20 protein-coding genes and 1 pseudogene are annotated in these 18,030 nt (G+C 55.7%); 8 read left to right on the top strand and 13 right to left on the bottom strand.

What is annotated here, in order from left to right; all coding sequences use genetic code 11:
• Positions 1-12: 12 nt before the first annotated feature.
• The 6 genes from PI739_RS24205 to PI739_RS24180 all read right to left on the bottom strand — a co-directional run bounded on the left by PI739_RS24205 (position 13) and on the right by PI739_RS24180 (position 4,930).
• Complete coding sequence (locus tag PI739_RS24205) at positions 13-381, bottom strand: response regulator (protein WP_002553206.1); 369 nt, start codon at positions 379-381, stop codon at positions 13-15.
• Positions 382-390: 9 nt separating this feature from the next.
• On the bottom strand, positions 391-1,224 hold the full coding sequence (locus tag PI739_RS24200; protein WP_370661173.1) for a methyl-accepting chemotaxis protein: 834 nt from the start codon (positions 1,222-1,224) through the stop codon (positions 391-393).
• A 1,031-nt stretch (positions 1,225-2,255) separates the two neighbouring features.
• Complete coding sequence (locus PI739_RS24195) at positions 2,256-3,554, bottom strand: NAD(P)/FAD-dependent oxidoreductase (RefSeq protein ID WP_003430739.1); 1,299 nt, start codon at positions 3,552-3,554, stop codon at positions 2,256-2,258.
• A gap of 95 nt (positions 3,555-3,649) precedes the next feature.
• A complete protein-coding gene (locus PI739_RS24190; RefSeq protein ID WP_230082019.1) occupies positions 3,650-3,835 on the bottom strand; it encodes a DUF3094 family protein in 186 nt (61 codons plus the stop codon).
• Positions 3,771-4,304 carry an MOSC domain-containing protein gene (locus tag PI739_RS24185; RefSeq protein WP_054082223.1) on the bottom strand — a complete coding sequence of 178 codons (534 nt, stop codon included), beginning with the start codon at positions 4,302-4,304 and terminating at the stop codon, positions 3,771-3,773. Before PI739_RS24185 ends, PI739_RS24190 begins: the two co-directional genes overlap by 65 nt.
• Complete coding sequence (locus PI739_RS24180) at positions 4,301-4,930, bottom strand: DUF1780 domain-containing protein (RefSeq protein WP_003345130.1); 630 nt, start codon at positions 4,928-4,930, stop codon at positions 4,301-4,303. The genes PI739_RS24185 and PI739_RS24180 overlap by 4 nt, the downstream gene beginning before the upstream one ends.
• Positions 4,931-5,057: 127 nt before the next feature.
• Between PI739_RS24180 and PI739_RS24175 the strand changes: the two genes are divergently transcribed.
• The 3 genes from PI739_RS24175 (at position 5,058) to PI739_RS24165 (ending at position 8,001) form a co-directional block, all read left to right on the top strand.
• Positions 5,058-5,525 (top strand): hypothetical protein, encoded by a 468-nt coding sequence (locus tag PI739_RS24175; protein WP_054082241.1) that lies wholly within the window; start codon positions 5,058-5,060, stop codon positions 5,523-5,525.
• 391 nt (positions 5,526-5,916) lie between these two features.
• Positions 5,917-7,437, top strand: coding sequence for a tetratricopeptide repeat protein (locus PI739_RS24170; RefSeq protein ID WP_003371254.1), 1,521 nt, complete (start codon positions 5,917-5,919; stop codon positions 7,435-7,437).
• Positions 7,438-7,542: 105 nt separating this feature from the next.
• Complete coding sequence (locus tag PI739_RS24165; protein ID WP_003371256.1) at positions 7,543-8,001, top strand: hypothetical protein; 459 nt, start codon at positions 7,543-7,545, stop codon at positions 7,999-8,001.
• 138 nt (positions 8,002-8,139) lie between these two features.
• Here the strand turns inward: PI739_RS24165 and yacG are convergent, their stop codons facing one another.
• The 5 genes from yacG to pilB are packed head-to-tail and all read right to left on the bottom strand — an operon-like array spanning position 8,140 to position 12,754.
• The gene (gene yacG / locus PI739_RS24160; protein WP_002552020.1) at positions 8,140-8,349 is read right to left on the bottom strand and encodes a DNA gyrase inhibitor YacG; all 210 of its coding nucleotides are present in this window, start codon (positions 8,347-8,349) and stop codon (positions 8,140-8,142) included.
• A complete protein-coding gene (coaE, locus tag PI739_RS24155) occupies positions 8,346-8,969 on the bottom strand; it encodes a dephospho-CoA kinase (protein WP_003350248.1) in 624 nt (207 codons plus the stop codon). The genes yacG and coaE overlap by 4 nt, the downstream gene beginning before the upstream one ends.
• On the bottom strand, positions 8,966-9,838 hold the full coding sequence (locus PI739_RS24150; protein WP_003430731.1) for a prepilin peptidase: 873 nt from the start codon (positions 9,836-9,838) through the stop codon (positions 8,966-8,968). The genes coaE and PI739_RS24150 overlap by 4 nt, the downstream gene beginning before the upstream one ends.
• A 1-nt stretch (position 9,839) precedes the next feature.
• Positions 9,840-11,057: a type II secretion system F family protein gene (locus PI739_RS24145; protein ID WP_003371261.1), complete on the bottom strand. Its 1,218-nt coding sequence runs from the start codon at positions 11,055-11,057 to the stop codon at positions 9,840-9,842.
• 2 nt (positions 11,058-11,059) lie between these two features.
• On the bottom strand, positions 11,060-12,754 hold the full coding sequence (gene pilB / locus PI739_RS24140) for a type IV-A pilus assembly ATPase PilB (protein ID WP_003430729.1): 1,695 nt from the start codon (positions 12,752-12,754) through the stop codon (positions 11,060-11,062).
• A gap of 226 nt (positions 12,755-12,980) precedes the next feature.
• On the opposite strand from pilB, the gene PI739_RS24135 reads away from it, so the two are divergent.
• Positions 12,981-13,415 carry a pilin gene (locus PI739_RS24135; RefSeq protein ID WP_003371267.1) on the top strand — a complete coding sequence of 145 codons (435 nt, stop codon included), beginning with the start codon at positions 12,981-12,983 and terminating at the stop codon, positions 13,413-13,415.
• A gap of 250 nt (positions 13,416-13,665) precedes the next feature.
• Here the strand turns inward: PI739_RS24135 and PI739_RS24130 are convergent.
• A pseudogene (locus PI739_RS24130) lies at positions 13,666-13,872 on the bottom strand (winged helix-turn-helix transcriptional regulator); the annotation flags it as partial.
• Positions 13,873-13,916: 44 nt separating this feature from the next.
• Here PI739_RS24130 and PI739_RS24125 point away from each other — a divergent pair.
• Positions 13,917-14,138 carry a glutathione binding-like protein gene (locus tag PI739_RS24125; RefSeq protein ID WP_003371270.1) on the top strand — a complete coding sequence of 74 codons (222 nt, stop codon included), beginning with the start codon at positions 13,917-13,919 and terminating at the stop codon, positions 14,136-14,138.
• 344 nt (positions 14,139-14,482) lie between these two features.
• Complete coding sequence (locus PI739_RS24120; RefSeq protein ID WP_172831880.1) at positions 14,483-15,070, top strand: DUF433 domain-containing protein; 588 nt, start codon at positions 14,483-14,485, stop codon at positions 15,068-15,070.
• A gap of 47 nt (positions 15,071-15,117) precedes the next feature.
• Here PI739_RS24120 and PI739_RS24115 read toward each other — a convergent pair whose 3' ends face one another.
• Positions 15,118-15,663 (bottom strand): DUF1523 family protein, encoded by a 546-nt coding sequence (locus PI739_RS24115; protein WP_003371273.1) that lies wholly within the window; start codon positions 15,661-15,663, stop codon positions 15,118-15,120.
• A gap of 119 nt (positions 15,664-15,782) precedes the next feature.
• On the opposite strand from PI739_RS24115, the gene PI739_RS24110 reads away from it, so the two are divergent.
• Both PI739_RS24110 and PI739_RS24105 read left to right on the top strand, forming a co-directional pair.
• A complete protein-coding gene (locus tag PI739_RS24110) occupies positions 15,783-16,781 on the top strand; it encodes an ATP-grasp domain-containing protein (RefSeq protein WP_271352228.1) in 999 nt (332 codons plus the stop codon).
• 54 nt (positions 16,782-16,835) lie between these two features.
• Positions 16,836-17,975 (top strand): trypsin-like peptidase domain-containing protein, encoded by a 1,140-nt coding sequence (locus PI739_RS24105; RefSeq protein WP_096136692.1) that lies wholly within the window; start codon positions 16,836-16,838, stop codon positions 17,973-17,975.
• Positions 17,976-18,030: the final 55 nt, after the last annotated feature.

Genomic DNA, 18,030 nt, shown 5'->3' with positions numbered 1-18,030 from the left:
GGGGCCTGAGTCTCAGGGCAGGATCAGCTTGGAAACCGCTGCGAGCATTTGTGCCGGCTGAAACGGTTTGACGACCCACGCCTTGGCGCCTGCGGCCTGACCTTCGGCCTTTTTCGATTCCTGGGATTCGGTGGTCAGCATGATGATGGGCGTGAACTTGTAGCTGGCCAGCTTCTTCACTTCCTTGACGAAAGTGATGCCGTCCATGTTTGGCATGTTCACGTCGCTGATGATCAGGTGCACTTTCTGCCCGGTGAGCTTGCCCAGTGCATCCTTCCCGTCACAGGCTTCGATAACGTCGTATCCGGCACTCTTCAGCGCGATACCGACGACTTGCCGGACGCTGCTTGAATCGTCGACCACCAATACACTCTTAGCCATGATTTACTCCTAGAAAAACGTGATTTCCTGCGAATCCTGCTGTGCTGCCGATTCACCTCGGTGAGTGCGACGCTGCTCGTCGGTCGCGTAGGTGGACTCCATGCGCGCCAGCCATTGCCGGGCGTCGATGGCGACCGCCTCATCAGGGGATTGGCTAGCCTGCAGAAGGTGCGCGTGCAACGAGTCGATGTTGTCGCGTACGTGGGCGAGAATCTGGCTGACCCGGTCCTGAAACTGCAGGTTCACCAGAACCTCGGTCATTTCGTCGCGAATCCCGTAGCTCTCCTGCTTGAGCAGGTCGGCGGACTCGGCCAGGCGACCGGTGATGCTCTGGAAGCGCTCCAGTACGTTCTGAATGCTTTGCTCGGAAGCGGCCACCGAATGGCTGTCCTGATCGGCGCCGCTCGATGCAGCCTGCACCAGCTGGGTGATGGCGTTGTTGATGATGTCGACCTTGGCGGACATCTGCTGACCGGTTTCGCTGGACTTGCTCGACAGGCTGCGCACCGCGTCGGCCACCACGGCAAAGCCACGGCCCGCTTCACCGGCACGCGCTGCCTCGATGGCCGCGTTGAGGGCCAGCAGGTTGGTCTGTGCGGCAATCGCTGCAACGTCGGCGGCCATGGTGCGTAATTCGCCGGTGTAGGCGGTGAGGCTGCGGACCTGGGAGAGCGTCTGGTCGCGGCTGGCCTGGGTGGATTTGAGCGAGTCGATTACCCGGCTTAGTTCGCTGTCGCTCTGCGACAACACTTTCAGCGCACCGTCGGCGTTCTGACCGTCCAGTTCACCGGCAGCGTGCTGCGACGCCTGCACGGTTTCCTGCAGGCGCTCGGAAATGCCCATGAAACGCGTGCTCAGCTCGACGATGGCGGTTTCGGTCTGTTGGCGCGAGCTTTCGACCTGCTTGGCCCAGATCGGCATGGCACCAAGGAGGATTTCATTGAATTGGGCGCTGGAGGCCATGGCGCTGCTTTGAGCGCTATGTGCCTGATGATGGTCCAGCGCCTGAGCCACTGCGTGGCGCACTTCGTTCTGCTGTGAGCGGGCAGACCAGGCACAAGCGCCGAAACCGATCACCAGCAATGCAGCGCAAGCCACCAGATTGGCGGTGCCCATGCCGAACTGAGAGAGAATCCAGGCAATGGCGGGGACGACGGGAATGAGTGAGAACCAGATGAAACGCGGATGACGTTGCGCAGGAGTGCTACTGAATTGATTCGACATCATGGGTTCGATCCCTGAACAGTGCAGCGTTGTACACGACTCAATGGTTATCTGCGCGCCGCAGACAAACTTGATACCAGTACGAGAGCCTTCCGTCCGGTTGCTTGGCGCACAACCCGATCCTGTTAAAAATAGCGGGTATTCGGGGCACCGCAAGTCGGCGCAGCAAACGCGTTGGCAGAGCAGCCGGATTCACTGAGGAGAGGACGCAGAGCGTCCAGAACGGCATGCGACGCAGAGCGCCGCACGATAGTGAGATGATCGTTCCGCACGCTCCAGCGTGGGAATGCATTTCACGACGCTCTGCGTCGCAAGAGGACGCAGAGCGTCCGGAACGGCATGCGACGCAGAGCGCCGCACGATAGTGAGATGATCGTTCCTCACGCTCCAGCGTGGGAATGCAGTTCACGACGCTCTGCGTCGCAACAGGACGCGGAACGTCCGGAATGGCATGCGACGCAGAGCGCCGCACGATAGTGAGGTGATCGTTCCTCACGCTCCAGCGTGGGAATGCATTTCACGACGCTCTGCGTCGCAAGTTCTACGCTGCGTCGCACAGTCAAGAGCGAACGCAGCGCGTCCAGAACGGCATGCCCACGCGAAGCACGGGCACGGCGGTGTTCTCCCGTACGCCTCTCGTCTGGCGTACCTTAGTGCAGCTTCATCCGCGGCTCGGTGCCTTTGCCGATCTTGCTGCCCAGCATTAGCATCAAGGTACGGAAGGTGCCATACAGCGCCATCTGGTGCATGCGGTACAGCGATACATAGAACATGCGCGCCAGCCAGCCTTCAAGCATCACGCTGCCCATCAGGTTACCCATCAGATTGCCGACCGCCGAGAAGCTCGACAGCGAGATCAGCGAGCCGTAGTCCTTGTAGGTGTACTCAGGCAACGTCTTGCCTTCGATCCGCAAGCGCAGCGATTTGACCAGCAACGACGCCTGCTGGTGGGCGGCCTGAGCGCGAGGCGGGACATTGCGGTCGGTGCCTTTTTGCGGGCAGGCCGCGCAGTCACCGAAGGCGAAGATATTTTCGTCACGGGTGGTTTGCAGCGTCGGCAGCACTTGCAACTGATTGATCCGGTTGCTTTCCAGGCCATCCAGTTCCTGCAGGAAGGCCGGGGCACGAATACCTGCCGCCCAGACCTTCAGGCTGGCCGGAATGACCTGCCCGGTAGCAGTGATCAAACCATCAGCCGTCACTTCACTGACTGCCGCATTGGTCAGCACCGTCACGCCGAGTTTTTCCAGCGTCTTGTGCACCGGCGCGCCGATGCGCTCAGGCAGCGCGGGCAACACCCGTGGCCCGGCTTCGATCACCGTGATGCGCAGGTTTTCCGGCTTGATCTGGCCCAGCCCGTAAGCCGCCAGCTCATGCGCCGCGTTGTGCAGTTCTGCCGCCAGCTCGACACCGGTTGCACCGGCACCCACGATGGCCACGGTGATTTCCTGTGCGCTGTCGGCTTGGCCGGCGTGGGCGCGCAGGTAGTGGTTGAGCAGTTGCTGGTGAAAGCGCTCGGCCTGTTTGCGGCTGTCGAGAAACAGGCAGTGTTCTGCCGCGCCCTTGGTGCCGAAGTCGTTGGTGGTGCTGCCCACGGCGATGACCAGCGAGTCGTAACCCAGGCTGCGTGCCGGAACCAGTTCTGCGCCGTTTTCATCCAGCGTCTCGGCCAGATGAATCTGGCGGCTGGCGCGGTCCAGACCGGTCATGCGCCCGAGTTGAAACTGAAAGTTGTTCCACTTGGCCTGAGCCACGTAGTTCAACTCGTCCTCATACGAGTTGAGCGAACCGGCAGCCACTTCGTGCAACAGCGGTTTCCAGATATGCGTCAGGTTGGCATCAACCAGCGTGACACTGGCCGTGCCTTTCTTGCCCAGGGTCTTGCCCAGACTGGTAGCCAGCTCCAGACCGCCAGCGCCTCCGCCAACGATAACAATACGATGCGTCATAAGGATTACTCGGAAGGTTTAAGGAATTCGGGGGGAGCTCGATCTTCGCGAGCGCAAGGCAGCTCATAGCGTCAGAAGGCTCAATAAAGGGTTCATCACCACACTGTCCGGTTCAGGAGCGGCCTGCGCTCGACTGGATGCCGGTGTGCCTGAAGGTACTCTTCGACACACCTTTGCGGTTCCGGGTTCAGGTGGCTGCTCAATTTATGCGTTGTCTCAAGCGTGCTGACGGGCAGGGGGCCAGGGATCAGTGATTTCCAGCGGTTCGACCTGCAACACATCGTCCAGGCGGATGATGCCGCTTTGTAACACTCGCGCAGTGATTCCGCCATGCCCACGCACCGCCTGGAACGTCCCGTTACCAAGGCGCTGCTCAAGTCGCGCACACGGCTGACACCAGCCGGTGGTTTCGAAAATCGCCTGACCGATCCGGAAGCGTCGATTCTTCAGGCTGAACAGGTTGATGCCACTGATCACCAGATTGCGCCGCAAATCCTGCGGCACGATGGGGTTATCCGCCGCGCGGTTCAGCAACGAGCCAACCACCGCCAGATGTTCCCACTGGATCAACGTCACCTGCCGCGCATTGCGCGGGCCGGGCCGCGAGTGATCGCCGGTCAGACCCGCTTCGCGACGCGCTTCCACGGCATCCAGCTCGATCATCTCGACCCGCGATTGCGGGCGCACGCCTATCCAGCGCACGCGACCTTGTTGCGGCACATCGGCCAGCAGTTCCTGCAAGGGGCTCATAAACTGATTCCAACATCGAAAACGACACTGCGCCCCAGATTGGTACGCAGAAAATCCGGTGCGCCGGGATGCGCGAACAATACCCGAGCGAAGGTCGGCCCCACCAGCGACAACGAGCGCCAGCCCTGACGCAGGTATTCGGTCGGTGGTGGAAAGTGACTGTTGAGGTCCAGCACCTCGCGCTTGAGGCTGGCGAAGGCAATGATATCCAGCCCGCCCAAGTCGATGCCGCGTTCGCGATAATTGGTGGATTTCTTGCGCAGGGTAGGGGCAAGTCGGTGCAGCAGTTCAGAGGCCGGAATCCGCTTGGGCTTGGCCTCCCGACGTACCAGTTGGCTCAACGAGAACGCACTTCGTCGTCGCGCCAGTTCCTCGCGCCACTCGTCATTGAGACGCCGCCCCTCATCCAGCACGAAAAACACCTCGAAGCGCCCGTCACGAAACAGCACATCCGGCGGCTCCTGACTGGCAGGCGTGAAGTCCTCATTGCGATGCGCAATGTTCAGCCCCTGCAACAGGCGCTGACAAACCCAACGCTCACGCTCCCACTTCCGCGCATTGGAAAGAAAGGCGTTGGCTTGTTCGGCCTGGATCGTCAACAGGCGCAGGTAGTCTGAGTCATCCATAGGGCCAAGCTTAGCGTTCAAGTTGCCATGACTGGAAGAGTGAATGCAGGGGTGTAGACTGGCAATTCATTTTTTGATCGCTTGCGAAAAAATGCCCGCAGGCGCCGTTTTTATCGAGGATCGACCTGTGAAGCTTCTGCCCATTCTGCTGCTTGCCTTGCTGCCCCTCACCGCCAACGCCCTGCAAGTCGGCGAGCGTCTGTCTTCCTGGACACTGCTCGATCAATACGACCAGCCCTACACCCTGAACAACCAGACACAAACCCTGCTGGTCGCACGCAGCATGGACGCCGCGAAACTAGTCAACGCTGCCCTTCAGGACAAGCCAAAAGGCTTTCTGGAATCACGCCACACGGTGTATGTCGCTGACATCCAGAAAATGCCAACCATCATCGCCAAAATGTTCGCCATCCCCAAAATGCGCGATTACAGCTACCGCGTAATGCTCGATCGAGACGCGCGCATCGTGCCGCAGTACGCAGGCGATGACGATAAAGTGCTGTGGTTACAGTTGCGCGACGGGCAGTTGGTCAGCCAGCAACAGTTTGGCAGTGCTGATGCGTTGAGGGCTGCGTTGGAGAAGTCTCAATTTTGACTGAGTGCTTGCGCAGTTACTTATACATGTACTGCGTTGGGGCAGATTCAGGTCGGTGTCAGAGCATGGGTTAGATAAGCCTGCCTGATCTGAGGTCGAGCATTCATAGGGCGCTTGCTCAACACTTGAGGCGACGATTATGAAAATAGACTGTGCCGCTTTCAATTTTTTTGCCGTATGTATAGCGCATGTTAGATTTCCATTCAGTCGCCTAAAGCTTTTCTGTCCAGCGCCGAAGGCATGAAAGGCCAGTCAAATGGTACTCGGTACTTCTTCTCACACGGACCGTAAATGACGCTATTTTCCTCTCTGGGTCGGGCAGATCTTGATCTGCATTTTTACCTGCCTACAAGCGTTCTGTGCCTGTTCGATGCCAAATGCCTACGGGCGAATGTGGCGGGTGATGAGGACCTCTAAACATGTATTCAGGAAGCGGATATTGAAAGCTGATGCACTCTTCGCCGGGTTTTTGTTCTTTTGTCTTTCAGCGGATGCATTGGCATCAATGCAAAAAGGCCTGGATGCGTACAGTCAAGGACTGTATGAGCAAGCATTTTCTCTCTTCCAGAAGGAGGCTGCTAAGGGTAATGCTGAGGCCGAGTACTACATCGGGTTGCAGTATGAGGAGGGGAAAGGTGTATCCAAAGATACGCTAAAGGCCTTTGAGAATATCTCTGCCGCCGCACAACAGCGGCTGGTGCTGGCTCAGTACAGGTTAGGTTTTTTTTATGAAAACGGTATTGGCACAGCTGTAAATCTATCAAAGGCTGCTGACCTTTATAAGGTCGCTGCGGAGCAAGGTTTACCTGCTGCACAGTCCCGATACGCACTTATGCTTGGCGAAGGAAGAGGCGTAGAAAAAGATGAAACGTCAGCGGTTGGCTTCATACAGCGTGCCGCTGACAGTGGTGATGCCGAGGCGTTGAATATTCTGGGCGTGGGGTATATCGAAGGTCGTGGTGTCGACCTTGATGCGGTCAAAGGTTTTCGTTTTCTTAAATTGGCAGCCGAGAAAGGCGATCTCCTGGCGCAACGAAACCTGGCTAAAAGCCTCGCGGAAGGAACGGGTGTCGAGAAAGATGAGCATAAGGCATTTAAATGGTATGAAAAATCCGCTGCGGGAAACGACCCTATCGGTCAACTGGCGCTGGGCCAAGCCTATGAGTATGGCAAAGGTGTAGAACAGAACTATGAGAGCGCCCTTGCCTGGTACCGGCGCAGCGCTTCAACTGGCTATGCCCCTGCGCAGTACAAGATTGGATATTTTTATAGCGTTGGCAAAGGGACAGCGACGGACTACAAAGAGGCTCGTTATTGGCTTAGGCTCTCAGCTACTCAAGGGCTTGCCGTTGCGCAGGCTGATCTGGCAAGTCTTTTTGAATCAGGCCGTGGCGGTGCTGTTGATAACGCCACAGCTGCAAAGTGGTATCGATTGGCTGCGGCTCAAAGTATGCCTCGTGCGCAGTATCAACTTGCGCTCATGTTAAAAGAGGGGCGTGGTGTTGAGCGTAACTATGCAGAAGCGCTGCTGTATTTTCGTGCGCTCTCCGCGGAGCGCATTGCCTATGCGGAAAACGAGTTAGGCAACATGTACAAACACGGCTATGGTGTTCCCCAGGATTACTCGAAAGCTATGGACTGGTACTGGAAAGCGGCAGGACAGGATGACGACGTCGCTTTCGCGAACCTTAGCCTGATTTATGAGAAAGGTCTGGGTGTTTCGAGAAATCCAGTGATTAGCTATGCCTTGATGAAGTGCGCGTCTAGCATAAACCCTGACAGCGAAGTCTACAAAGATGCGATAGATAAGGTTGCGCAGGAGATGGATTCCGGAAAGGCTGTGGATGGAGACAGACTGTCGCACGAGATTTGTAGAAACAAGAGCGTTGCTGTCGATAACTATCTGAAATAAGAATTTTTGCACAGCTTTTTAACGATTTGGAAAACGCGTCATCCTGCTCTGAAAAAAAAGGGCGGAGTGGTGAAGGTAAAATTACCCTGAAGCAGGAACCTGGCAGTGTTTATTTTGGGTTTGGTGGTTTATGTGTTGGGCGGTATAGGTCTCTATTATTTTACCGGTCATTTAACAGCTGCCGGTGAGGTGATGGATGCCACGTATGCCTGGATTTATCTTGACGCGGGAGTTCGAATATCGACCTATCAGTTTACTTGCTTTGGTTGGTCGACAGCATGCCACGCTTGTTGGATGGCACTTTTCTCGCCAAAGGGTGTGGTGTGGGTAGGCAGTATGAGGTTTTCAAACGTCGTTTATTTGTTTTTTAGAATGCTCGGTTATTTGTTTTTCTGTCTTTTTATTCTGGCGATTGTTGGAGTGGGGGTTGCCAAGAGGCCATTTTCTGACTTTCATCAATTCTTTTCCATACTGGTTCCCTGTCTTTTGCTGGGAGGCTGGGTTTGGTCTGCACGAGATTTTCTGATTGCGGTTTCTGGGCTCAGGAAAATGAGCGTCAGGTGAATATACCCTTGAGAGGTTGACCACAGCCGCTTGGAGTCAGGCGACTGTGAGGCAGCCTTTGTGAGTAATGCGGATCGCCGCCGCGGTCACTCCGACACCCGTTGGACAGAAGCAGAGTTGCCTGCGCATTGAGGGCTATCAATGCCCCCGGTGCGGAGCCTCCAGATCACCCGAGAACAATTCATCCTCAGCATCCGGGCTCACCGGAATCGCATGCTCTTCAGAAGCCCAGGCCCCCAGGTCGATCAGTTTGCAGCGCTCTGAGCAAAACGGGCGGCTCGGACTGGCGGCGCTCCATTCCACCGGGGCATCGCAGGTTGGGCATTGGACGGTCATTGGTTGGCTCATGATTGGCCTCCATGCAAAGTAAGGTAAAAGTGGTGCAGCCGCTCGACTTCGCTGTTCAGCCAAGCGTGATCGCGGTCGTTGACCAGCACATCGTTGGCATGACGCAGGCGGTCTTCACGCTGGATCTGCACCTTGAGAATGGCTTCGACCTGCTCCTGGCTGGAGCTGTCGCGCAGCATGGTGCGTTCTATCTGCAGGTGCGCCGGAGCATCGATCACCAGCAGCCGCTGAACCATGCGGTATTGCCCGGACTCGACCAGCAGTGGCGAGACCAGAATGGCATACGGCGATTTGGCCTTGGCCAGATGGCTGACGATTTCCTGATTGATCAGCGGATGCAGCAGCGCTTCCAGCCAGCGCCGCTGCTCGGGGTTTTCGAAGATCAGCTTGCGCAGCGCGCCTCGATCCAGCTCGCCGCTGGTCTGCAACACGCCTTTACCGAAGTGCGCCGCTATCTGCTCCAGCGCCGGGCGCCCGGGCTCGACTACCCAGCGGGCGGCATGATCGGCATCCACAGTGTCGACGCCAAGGTCGCTAAAGCACTTCGCCGCTGCACTTTTACCGCTACCGATGCCGCCAGTCAGGCCAAGAATCCAGGGTTTTTCATCAGGGTGAGTCATCTGAAACCGGCAAACTGCATGTAAGAGTCGGTTATTTGACCACCCCAGAGCAAAGCGATCCACCCCGCAATGGCCAGATAAGGACCAAAGGGGATAGGCGTACCGCTTTCGACCCTGCGCACACGCATCATGATCACCCCAAGCACCGCGCCCACCAGCGACGATAACAGGATGGTCAACGGCAAAATCTGCCAGCCGCCCCACGCGCCCAACATGGCCAGCAACTTGAAGTCGCCATAACCCATGCCTTCCTTGCCGGTCACCAGCTTGAACAGCCAGAACACCGACCACAGCGCCAGATAGCCGGCCACCGCTCCCCACAGCGCATCGTTCAGCGAGGTGAACAGCCCGAAGGCGTTGACGATCAGGCCCAGCCACAGCAGTGGCAGCACCAGAGAGTCAGGTAACAGCTGGTGGTCGGCGTCGATCAGACTCATCGCCAGCAGGCCCCAGCTCAACACCAGTATCGCCGCTGCCTGCCAGCCGAAGCCGAAATGCCAGGCGACGTAGGCCGACAACACTGCGCAGGTCAGCTCGACCAGCGGGTAACGTTGGCTGATCGGCGCTTTGCACTGCGAACATTTACCGCGCAGCAGCAGATAGCTGATGACCGGCAGGTTTTCCCACGGGCGGATTTTGTGCGCGCAGTGCGGGCAATTGGAGTGCGGCAGTATCAGATTGAAGACTGGCTGATCGGGTTCGGCGGGCAGGCCGAGCATTTCGCGGGATTGGGCTTTCCATTCGCGCTCCATCATTTTGGGGAGGCGGTAGACGACTACGTTGAGGAAGCTTCCGACGATGAGGCCGAGTAGGCAGCAGGTAATGACGAAGGCCAGCGGTGAGCTGGCCAGGAAATCGAGGAGGGGCATTTCAGACAACGCTTCCGAGTTTGAAGATGGGGAGATACATGGCAATAACAAGGCCGCCGACGATCACTCCCAAAAAGGCCATGATCATAGGTTCCATCAGGCTGGTCAGGTTGTCGACCATGTTATCGACTTCATCCTCGTAATAAGTAGCTACCTTGTCGAGCATGGTGTCCAGGGCGCCGGATTCTTCGCCAATGGCTGTCATCTGGATCGCAAGGCTTGGGAATACTCCCGTAGATCGCATCGAGAAATTCAATTGCATACCTGTGGAAACGTCTTGCTTGACCTTATTGACTGCATTTTTGAACACTACATTGCCTGTGGCTCCAGCAACCGAGTCCAACGCCTCCACAAGCGGTACACCAGCGGCAAAAGTCGTAGCAAGTGTGCGCGCATAGCGAGCTACCGAAGATTTGAAAATAAGAGGCCCAATGAGTGGTGCCTTTAGCAAAAGACGATCAAGTCCGTCGCGAAATTTTTGAGATTTTTTGTAAGCCCGTTTAAATAAAAAAAATCCTGAAAACAATAGGCCAACGATTAACAGCCACCACTCCTGAACAATTTTTGAAAGACCAATAACCATTAGAGTGAACGCAGGTAAGTCCGCACCAAAACCAGCAAACACGGATTGAAACTGCGGTACCACTTTGATCAACAAAATACCTGATACAATAATCGCTACGATCAACACGGCGATTGGGTACGTCATTGCTTTTTTTATTTTAGCCTTGAGCTTTTCCGTCTTTTCCTTATAGCTTGCCACTCGGTCCAGCAGACTCTCAAGTGCCCCTGCTTGCTCACCGGCATCTACCAAGTTGCAAAACAAGTCATCGAAATATTCCGGTTTCTGTCGCAATGCCGTCGCAAAGCTGTTGCCGGCCGACACCTCCTGCTTGAGTGAACCCACGAGCGTACGCATGTTCGGGTTTTCAGCACCCTCGCTGATGATGTCAAACGACTGCAGCAATGGAACGCCGGCTTTCATCATTGTGGCCATCTGCCGAGAAAAAAAAGCTATATCCAGAGGCTTTATTTTCTTGCCCTTACCGAAGATCGAAGCGGACTTCTTGCGCACTTTGGTCGGATTGATGCCTTGCTTGCGCAGTTGTGCTTTTACAAGTGCCAGGTTATGGCCGCTCAGTTCTCCACTGGTTTTAGTGCCTTTCTTGTCCACACCTTCCCACGTGTAAACGATGACTTTGACTGCCTTGCTGGCCATGTTTAATCCTTGGTCACGCGATTGACTTCTTCAAGGCTGGTGATGCCCTGCATAGCTTTCGAAAGGCCCGAGGTTCGCAAGTCGTGGAAGCCGTCCTTACGCATCTGCCTGGAAATCTCTAATGAGTTGCCTTCTTCCATGATTATGCGCTCCAGTTCCGCTGTTTTCTTGACGACTTCGTAAATACCGACCCTGCCTCTATAGCCACTATTGCAATGCTCACAGCCCACTGGGCCATAAATCTTGAAAGTGCCAATCTTCTCTTCAGGAAAACCTTCTCGAATCAGTGTCTCGCGAGGAATATCGAGTTCTTTCTTGCAGTGGCTGCACAACTTGCGCGCAAGGCGCTGCGCAATAATCAGGTTGATTGCTGTAGCAATGTTGAATGCTGCGACACCCATATGATGCAGGCGAGTCAGGGTTTCTGCCGCACTGTTGGTGTGCAGGGTTGACAGCACCATGTGGCCGGTCTGTGACGCCTTGATGGCGATTTCGGCAGTTTCCAAGTCGCGAATCTCGCCGACCATAATTACGTCGGGATCTTGACGCAGGAACGCGCGCAATGCCTGAGAAAAGTCCAGCCCCTGACGCGGATTGACGTTGACTTGGTTGATACCTTCCAGGTTAATCTCCACCGGGTCTTCGGCTGTAGAAATGTTGATGTCTACGGTATTGAGAATATTCAGGCCTGTATACAGCGAAACAGTCTTGCCGGACCCAGTGGGACCAGTTACGAGAATCATGCCCTGCGGCTGTTTCAGCGCTTCCAGATACAGTGCCTTTTGTTCTGGCTCGTAGCCCAGAGCATCAATACCCATCTGCGCACTGGTCGGGTCTAGGATCCGCATCACAATCTTTTCGCCCCACAGTGTGGGCAAGGTATTCATACGAAAATCGATAGCCTTTGTTTTGGACACCCGCAACTTGACCCTTCCGTCCTGCGGTTTGCGTCGTTCCGAAATATCGAGGCTGGCCATGACCTTCAGGCGCGCAGCAATACGGTTTGCCAGATGGATCGGCGGTCTGGCGACCTCGTGCAGGATGCCATCGGTACGCAAGCGTACACGGAAGATCTTTTCGTAGGGCTCGAAGTGCAAGTCGGATGATCCTAATCGGATGGCATCCATAAGCATTTTGTTGACAAATCGCACTACTGGAGCATCGTCAGCATCATTCTGTGTAGCTAGAGAGGTTTCCTTGCCATCGGCCGGTTCGATATCCAAGCCCAGATCGACATCTTCCAGATTACCTAGACCGGTATCACTGTCAAAAAAGCGATCTATTGCAGTGGTCAGCTTGTCATCTTCTACCAGAATCGCTTCGGTATTCAGGCCGGTGCTGAACTGAATATCGGTGACTGCCTGATGATTGGTCGGGTCCGATATGCCAATGAACAGCTTGTTCCCACGTCGCCACAGCGGCAAGGCATGATGCTGTCGAACCAGCTTTTCACTCACTAGGCCTTTAGGCTGGCTTTCTTTGTCCAGACTGGCGAGGTCCATGAATGGCACGCCAAACTGGTCGGAAGCCATCTCTGCCAGTGTCAGACTTTTGACCAGTTTGTTCTGAACCAGATAGCTCACCAACGAAATCTTGTCGCGGCGCGCCTGTTGATACGCTTGTTGCGCAACAGATTCAGTAAGTAGCTCGGCGAGGACCAATTGTTTGGCCAAGCCAGTGAGGACAGCATCAGTCATAAAACCACCAGACACAGACAATGGGTGGGTTATAGCGCAGTCGGGCGGTGCTGCCAAATGGCAGAGAGACATGTGACGAAAATTGTCAGTTTCTGCTGATTTCTGAGCCTTTCAGAGTCGTGTATTTCGCATATTCTTGCAGCAGTCAGAGCTGCTGTATTGTTGGCACGACCTATGCTTTCTCGATCGCAAGGCACCACATAATTGACGCCTCGGAGAAGTAGCAATGAAAGCACAAAAAGGTTTTACGTTAATTGAACTCATGATAGTAGTTGCGATCATCGGTATTCTGGCTGCCGTCGCAATCCCTTCATATAACACTTACACATTAAAGGCTAAGGTTTCTGAGGCCTCCGCAATTTCTGCGCCGGCGCAGCAAGCACTTGCGCTGGCTTTCAATGACGGTAGTCTATCGACTGCAACAACAAATGCATCTTTAGGTTTGCCGGCTGCTGCTAGCATAAATAGTAAGTATGTTGCTTCTGTTACTGCTGTTGGTACGTCAGCAACGCAGGGGACTGTTACAGTTTTGATGCAAGCTACCGGTAGCGCTGACGTAGACGCAAAAACCGTGGTGTATTCAATGATATGTGTTACAAGTGCTCAATGCACATGGACTGTTGGTGGTACGGTTACAACCGCCTACCTTCCTAAAACTTAATGGTTAAATCCCCTTTTGTCAGGGGTATGGAATAGCCTAGCCGTAGGCTGGGCTATTCTTTGTGTGCCACACGCTATGAATTTTTAAATGCCATGCCATGCTATAAGCATCCGCGATAACTTAACAGGTCTTACTTGGTGGTAAAGGTTCTGAAGTGGTGTTGGTTGTTGTAATTGGCTCTTCGCGGTATCTTAGTTTCACTATTGGCGTTTTCAGCTAGTATGATGGTCTTCTTGATGCTGATGTCAGACTAAGGCCAGTCACTGTTCAACTGTGGTTTACCACCTGCCAATTCAACCATTTCATCCCTCCGCTTCAACCTAAGCTTATACCCAATCGCCTCAATCGCAGGAAGCAACTCCAGCCCCAACTCCGAAAGGCTGTACTCCGCAGAAGGTGGCGAAGTCGCCAGCACCGTCCTAATCACCACACCTTTCTCTTCCATCTCCTTAAGCTGATGCCACCGACGCTCAGCGTCCGGTCATCGCCAGACAAACCTACTTGAATGGCCTGCTGGCGGATGGCCGTGATTACCTGCTGGGTAACGATTTCAGCGTTGCTGACACCTACCTGTTCGCGGTAACACGCTGGTCTGTCAATTTTGGCATTTCGCTGGAAGCGCAACCTGCTTTGCAAGCGTTCATGGCCCGAGTCGAAGCACGTCCATCCGTCAAGGCTGTACTGAAAGCGGAAGGTTTTCCCGAACTGTTCAACAAGGCCTGAGCCTGCTAGAGACTCAGATCAGACTCACCTGTTGAAACAATAACGCCCCCGGCGAATGTGCTTCGTTGGGAGCGCTTTGATTCGATTGCTTGGTGCTATGCGATTGCATCGTAGGACATTTCAGCTTTTGTATTAGGTCACTTCCTGATCCACTTCGGTTATCAAAACGTCCGTTGATTGATATCCGAATCAAGCCCAGAATTACTCACCTGATTACCCCACACATGAGGAGAGAGGCTATGAACACTACTACATCACCCAGCCGCCTCCTCGGATTAGGTCTCTATACCCCAGCAGAAGCGTCCTCATACACTGGCATTCCGGCAAAGGACATTCGCAGATGGATATTTGGCTATAGCGCGGCAGGCGTCGATCACCCCGGCCTCTGGACGCCAGAGGTCGCATTTCTGGACGACAAGCTGCTCGGCTTCCACGACCTGCTGGAAATTCGTTTTGTTCATGCATTTCGCCAGCACGACGTCAGCTTGCAAGCGATCCGCAGCGCCTCGTTACAAGCCAGAGAAATGTTTGGTCAGCGCTACCCGTTTACGTGCAGACGTTTTCAAACTGACGGGCGAGACATTTTCGCGACCGTCCTGGATGAAACGGGTGATGAGGCTCTGCTGGATCTGGTGAGGCGGCAATACGCGTTCAAGCAGGTCATTACGCCCTCTCTGTACGAGGGCATTGATTACGCAGGTGAAGAGTCGGCAAAGCGCTGGTATCCGGTAAAGCGAAGCAAGGCAGTTGTTTTGGACCCGGCAAGGAATTTTGGCAAACCGGTGTTGGCAACAACGGGAATCGACACAGCAACGATCTATCATTCTTATCTGGCTGAAGGCCAGAACGCGAAGCGTGTGGCTTTACTATATGAGATTGCGCCTGTCGCAGTGAAAGCAGCCGTTAACTATGAGCTTAGCCACGCAGCTTAAGATACGTGGCCAGGCAGTAACTGACTGCTCAGGTTAGGGATTAGCCTCTAACGCACCACCCCATCAACCCGCGCCCGCCCCTTAAACCTCCTCCTCACCCCAACCACAACCATCACCACCAACAACCCCACCACCACAAAAAAGATCGTATTAAAAATCGGAAACGGCTGATCACGACTCGTCACCGCCTCAACCTCTGTCACGTTGGGAAACATCGACAGGATCGTTATCCGCCAGCCGTAGTAACGGATCAAAGCCAGTTGCTGGGAATCACGCGAGTAGCCCTGGGCTTTGGCCTGGATGTCGGCGGAGTCGAATTTGAAGTACCACGGGAAGCTCCAGCCGGTGTCTTCGTTGCGGTAGACCACGACTTTCTTGGTGTCCGGGTCTTCGGTGTTGATGAAGTACACGTCGCGGGTCGGGCCGTCTGCCGGGTTTTCGGCGTTGATGACGCCGTCGGCGTCCATTCTTTTGACTTCCACGCCGGTGATCATCACGACATCATGGCGCGGCAGGACGTAGTAGAGGCTTAATGCGCCGATCCCCAGTGCAACGAATACCACAAGCCAAATCGACCTTCTCAGCCACTTCATACCAGCGTCCTCTGTTTAAAATTGCGTGACTTTGCCCTAATCCGAACATTTCGAAGCAAAACAGTTATTACAAAATTCGACAAGGCCGTTGCTGACGGCGTTGTCTCCCGGAGATTGACATGATTTGGTTCCTTGAAGGGCAATCCAGCCAGCGTGAAGTGATCATGGGTGCGCGCGATGCGCTGCCTGCGTCGGTACAGATCATCGCTTCGCATCGTCAGCAGCGTTCCGAAATCACCGGGCAGGCCGATATGGCGCTGCAAGAGCCGGTCGATAACGACGAGCGTATCGACTGGGTGCTGCAGACTGCTCGCTCGCTGGGCGTCAAGATTATTGTCGCCGGGCGTATAGGCAGCTTTTACGAAGCGCAGCGTGCGCGTTTTGTCGCTGAAGGGTTGGACCTCGTTACCGGCGGAACGTCCCTGCAGACCTTCATGGACGTCGATGACAAGAGTCGTTTCACGGCAGCGGCCGAGGCGGCGGGGCTGGCGTGTATTCCGGGGATTGCCGTCAGCAATGCCGAGGAGTTGCAGACGGCTTACGATGCGTTGGCGGTGTCTGGCGAGGTGTGTATCAAGCCGGTGGTCGGGATTTACGGGCGCGGCTTCTGGCGCTTCAAGACCGACGTTGACGATTTTCGTTGTTTCGCCAACCCCGATGCGCGTGAGACGACCTTTCAGGCGTACCTTAATGCTTATCGTCAGGCCGATGATGTTCCCGCCATGCTGCTCATGCCGTACATGCCGGGCAGTGAGTGTTCGGTAGACATGGTCTGCGAGCACGGCAAGGCGGTTGCTTTCGTCGGGCGGCGCAAGGTGGGGCTCAATCAGACTTTCGAGCGTGACAGCGAAGCGGTACAGCTGGCGGTACGTGCGGCGGAGCATTTTGCCTGCGACGGGCTGATCAATGTGCAGACCCGCGACGACGCGGATGGCAAGCCGCGCTTGCTGGAGATCAACCCGCGTTATTCAGGCGGCATTGGCTACACCCGTGAAACCGGCATCAACCTGCCGGGTACTTTCGCGGCACGGCGTCTCGGCTTGAAAGAACCGGAAACACATTGGCTCGAAGATATCCGCGTCAAGGCCATCACGGTCGCTGTACGGGCCTCGGTTTGATCGTGATAATAGATTTTTGCTATCACTAATCGCTCTTATCAGGGAGGATCGGGCATGAAGCTTCTTGCGCCAGGTGCAAACACTGCTTTAGCTAACGCCCACTGCTCCTGGAACCTGGAGAGCGGTAAGTCTTCGGCTTTTGGTGAGTACGCAGCGGTCGCCTTGCTGGCGGTCAACGACAAACGCCAGCCAATGGGTGATCCGGCGCTGCTGCATCAGGAGCAGGGCTGGATGGAGTGGAGCGGCGGCCCTCAGGACGTTGGCTGCACGTTAAGGCTGGACAGGTTGCCGACGGGCAGTGATCGCGTGCTGCTGATGGTCTACGTCTACGCCGCCATGGGGCCGATCCGCGACATTGCCAGCCTGCACCTCAAAGTGGATGGCGATATCGAGCACCGCCTGGACCTGCGCGATAACGGCGAAGCGGCGATCATCATTGGCGAGTTCTACAAGCGCAATGAGCAATGGAAATTCCGCGCGCTGAGCGAAGGCTCGGCGTATGGACTGTCGGCGTTCGGGCGCAAGATCGGTCTGGACGTGGACGACCGTCATCCGCGCCGCCCCTCTACGGGCTCGGGTGGCGGGCCGCGGCATGAGTCGGCGACCGGCACGGCGTTCGTGGTCGGCCCGGCGCACGTCATGACCTGTGCGCATGTCATCGAAGACATGGGCGTGTTCTACATCACTTCACTGGAGGGCCGTTACAAGGCCGAGCCGGTGGTCATCGACCGTCGCAACGACATCGCGCTGCTGCGCGTGCAGGGCGCACCGCTGTTGTCTCCGGTTACATTCCGGGACGGGCAGGGCTGTGAGCCGGGTGATACCGTAGCGGTTTTGGGCTATCCACTGGCGTCCATTTCAGGTGGCGGGTTGCAGGTGACTCAGGGCGGGATCTCCGGTCTGTTCGGCCTGCACAACGATGCCAGCCTGTTTCAGTTCACGGCACCGATACAGCCGGGGTCCAGTGGCAGCCCGTTATTCGACAACGGGGGCGCAGTGATTGGCATGGTGACCTCGACCGTACCGGACGGGCAGAACATGAACTTCGCCGTGAAGTCCGCACTGTTGCTGGCCTTTCTGCAGGCGTGCCGCATCGACGCTGCGCATGCCCGCCCGGAAAGGTCCTACACCACCACAGAAATCTCACGCACCGCTCAGTCGTCGTTATGGCTCGTTGAAGCCTCTCGCCAATGAGGTTGGTGTTGCCTGGCTGGTCTGCAGGCGTCAGGGGCTGCGGCCCCGCTAATCA

The sequence above is a fragment of the Pseudomonas cerasi genome (genome assembly GCF_027983475.1).
Classification (GTDB): domain Bacteria; phylum Pseudomonadota; class Gammaproteobacteria; order Pseudomonadales; family Pseudomonadaceae; genus Aquipseudomonas; species Aquipseudomonas cerasi.
The sequence above is the reverse complement of the archived record's forward strand: the minus strand, read 5'-3'. Positions and strand labels throughout refer to the sequence as shown.

What these genes read in the sequence shown, in the direction of transcription:
- PI739_RS24150 (WP_003430731.1), bottom strand. Translation starts at nt 9,838, where the DNA reads ATGCCCCTCCTCGATTTCCTGGCCAGCTCACCGCTGGCCTTCGTCATT.
- coaE (WP_003350248.1), bottom strand. Translation starts at nt 8,969, where the DNA reads ATGACTCACCCTGATGAAAAACCCTGGATTCTTGGCCTGACTGGCGGC.
- PI739_RS24135 (WP_003371267.1), top strand. Translation starts at nt 12,981, where the DNA reads ATGAAAGCACAAAAAGGTTTTACGTTAATTGAACTCATGATAGTAGTT.
- yacG (WP_002552020.1), bottom strand. Translation starts at nt 8,349, where the DNA reads ATGAGCCAACCAATGACCGTCCAATGCCCAACCTGCGATGCCCCGGTG.
- PI739_RS24145 (WP_003371261.1), bottom strand. Translation starts at nt 11,057, where the DNA reads ATGGCCAGCAAGGCAGTCAAAGTCATCGTTTACACGTGGGAAGGTGTG.
- PI739_RS24180 (WP_003345130.1), bottom strand. Translation starts at nt 4,930, where the DNA reads ATGGATGACTCAGACTACCTGCGCCTGTTGACGATCCAGGCCGAACAA.
- PI739_RS24200 (WP_370661173.1), bottom strand. Translation starts at nt 1,224, where the DNA reads ATGGGCATTTCCGAGCGCCTGCAGGAAACCGTGCAGGCGTCGCAGCAC.
- PI739_RS24170 (WP_003371254.1), top strand. Translation starts at nt 5,917, where the DNA reads ATGTGGCGGGTGATGAGGACCTCTAAACATGTATTCAGGAAGCGGATA.
- PI739_RS24110 (WP_271352228.1), top strand. Translation starts at nt 15,783, where the DNA reads ATGATTTGGTTCCTTGAAGGGCAATCCAGCCAGCGTGAAGTGATCATG.
- PI739_RS24190 (WP_230082019.1), bottom strand. Translation starts at nt 3,835, where the DNA reads ATGTGTTGCAGGTCGAACCGCTGGAAATCACTGATCCCTGGCCCCCTG.
- PI739_RS24195 (WP_003430739.1), bottom strand. Translation starts at nt 3,554, where the DNA reads ATGACGCATCGTATTGTTATCGTTGGCGGAGGCGCTGGCGGTCTGGAG.
- PI739_RS24185 (WP_054082223.1), bottom strand. Translation starts at nt 4,304, where the DNA reads ATGAGCCCCTTGCAGGAACTGCTGGCCGATGTGCCGCAACAAGGTCGC.
- pilB (WP_003430729.1), bottom strand. Translation starts at nt 12,754, where the DNA reads ATGACTGATGCTGTCCTCACTGGCTTGGCCAAACAATTGGTCCTCGCC.
- PI739_RS24205 (WP_002553206.1), bottom strand. Translation starts at nt 381, where the DNA reads ATGGCTAAGAGTGTATTGGTGGTCGACGATTCAAGCAGCGTCCGGCAA.
- PI739_RS24115 (WP_003371273.1), bottom strand. Translation starts at nt 15,663, where the DNA reads ATGAAGTGGCTGAGAAGGTCGATTTGGCTTGTGGTATTCGTTGCACTG.
- PI739_RS24105 (WP_096136692.1), top strand. Translation starts at nt 16,836, where the DNA reads ATGAAGCTTCTTGCGCCAGGTGCAAACACTGCTTTAGCTAACGCCCAC.